The following is a 574-nucleotide window of genomic DNA, read 5'->3' on the forward strand; positions in this document are numbered from 1 at the left end:
GCTTTCTACGCATACAGTGTCGGTGTTGTACAAGGCGCTGAGCTATCAAATAGTCACTACCAACGCTTTTTACAGCTTAAAGGTTGGGGCTTACCTATGTGCCCCGAGACTAAGCAACTGAGCTCTCTCGAAGACGTGAAAGCCTATTACCAAGATATTATGACTCGTCGTGATGCTCTGGCTTACGAGATTGATGGCGTTGTTATCAAAGTCGACGATATCGCGGCTCAAGAAGTGCTTGGTTTTGTTGCACGAGCGCCACGTTGGGCAATTGCTTATAAGTTCCCAGCTCAAGAAGAGATTACACTGCTCAATGACGTTGAATTTCAGGTGGGCCGTACTGGCGCTATTACGCCGGTTGCTAAACTTGAACCTATCTTCGTTGGTGGCGTGACGGTCAGCAATGCCACTTTACACAATGCCGATGAGATTGCGCGTTTAGGCGTGAAGGTAGGCGACAGCGTTATTATTCGCCGTGCAGGTGACGTTATTCCACAAATAGTGGCTGTTGTACTAGATCGTCGCCCTGAAACGGCTAGAGACATTGTTTTCCCTGATGCTTGCCCAGTATGTA

Annotated in this window: 1 pseudogene; it reads left to right on the top strand. The window is 48.3% G+C overall.

The window, feature by feature from the left end:
* Positions 1–574, top strand: a pseudogene (gene ligA / locus AB4512_RS21925) (NAD-dependent DNA ligase LigA); the annotation flags it as partial.

The sequence above is a fragment of the Vibrio sp. 10N.222.52.B7 genome (assembly GCF_041474275.1).
In the GTDB taxonomy this organism is placed as follows: domain Bacteria; phylum Pseudomonadota; class Gammaproteobacteria; order Enterobacterales; family Vibrionaceae; genus Vibrio; species Vibrio crassostreae_C.